This window comes from Zunongwangia pacifica, assembly GCF_023499215.1.
Taxonomy (GTDB): domain Bacteria; phylum Bacteroidota; class Bacteroidia; order Flavobacteriales; family Flavobacteriaceae; genus Zunongwangia; species Zunongwangia pacifica.
The window spans coordinates 1-1103 of record NZ_JAKHSK010000098.1 but is presented as its reverse complement, the minus strand read 5'-3'; the positions used below and the strand labels follow the sequence as shown (position 1 = coordinate 1103).

Here is a 1103-nt window from a genome sequence, read left to right as displayed (position 1 = left end):
TGGAGCCGTACCAGAATGGGCGGTTGGGCAGTTGCCAAGAGTCCTATTTTGCGTACCACCATTACCGTAGAACGCTTAAAAATGAAAGGTTATGTTAGTCTAATCGAATACTACAATCGATTAGTTTCATTGTTGAACCGCCCAGTACGAGACCCGTACGCTGGGTGGTGTGAGGGGTGCACTCCGTCATTTGATGGCGGAGCCATCCACTCGATTGGCATTAGTACTTATTTTTTTAGTCAACAAAGGTTTCTTTTATCACTTCTTTACATTTTTCAATTTCCGATTTTGTCAGACTTTCAAAAACTCTGATGATTCTAGTTTTGTCAACTGTCCGAATTTGGTCGATTGCAATCATTCCCTTTTTTCCATTGTGTTTTACGGAAACTCTTGTTGGATATTTTTTTAGATTCGTTGTCATTGGTGCAAGTACGATTGTGTTCAAATATTTATTCATTTCATTTGGTGAAACGATTACACAAGGTCTTGTCTTTTTTATTTCACTCCCTATTGTTGGGTCAAGATTTACAAGAACGATTGAATATTGATTTAAATCCATTCTTCAAGGTTTTCATCATCAAACACATCATTCATAAGTAGCTTGTCGTCTCCGTTTTCACTCATTTTCATAAATTCCTTTTCCCAATTTTTTCTTGGTGAAGCGATTGGTTTAAGAATTATCTGTCCTTTTTCAAGGATGAGTTCAACCTTGTCTCTAATATTATATTTTTCCAAAATGGTCTTACTTAAGCGAAGTCCTTTTGAATTTCCGATTTTGATTATTGAAGTTTCCATAATTTTTAAATGTTATTACAAAGTAAATACATTTTATTGGGATATCAAAATTTGTTCCGTATTAATGCCAACGTGTTTGTGTATGGTTTGTTGCTTGAAAATCCGCAAGGATTTTCAGATTAAGAAACCAAGATAGTAAAATTGCGAGGAAATTCCGATAGGAATTTCAGAAGCAATGAACTATACACGTTGTTGAACTAAACCTAAAGGTAGCTTCAAGAGATCGTTAAATCACTATTCACTACCTTTAAGTATTGTGTAATTAATTCATTGAAAGTTATGAAAAAAAAGTAGTACCCTCATAGAGA

At 34.6% G+C, this 1103-nt stretch carries 2 protein-coding genes; both read right to left on the bottom strand.

The features are described from left to right. Positions 1-235: 235 nt before the first annotated feature. Positions 236-559 carry a type II toxin-antitoxin system PemK/MazF family toxin gene (locus L1967_RS22225; protein WP_249603679.1) on the bottom strand — a complete coding sequence of 108 codons (324 nt, stop codon included), beginning with the start codon at positions 557-559 and terminating at the stop codon, positions 236-238. Next, a complete protein-coding gene (locus L1967_RS22220) occupies positions 550-795 on the bottom strand; it encodes an AbrB/MazE/SpoVT family DNA-binding domain-containing protein (protein WP_249603678.1) in 246 nt (81 codons plus the stop codon). Before L1967_RS22220 ends, L1967_RS22225 begins: the two co-directional genes overlap by 10 nt. Between the last annotated feature and the right edge of the window lie 308 nt (positions 796-1103).

Coding starts and splice junctions, on each gene's coding strand:
- L1967_RS22225 (WP_249603679.1), bottom strand. CDS start 559: ATGGATTTAAATCAATATTCAATCGTTCTTGTAAATCTTGACCCAACA.
- L1967_RS22220 (WP_249603678.1), bottom strand. CDS start 795: ATGGAAACTTCAATAATCAAAATCGGAAATTCAAAAGGACTTCGCTTA.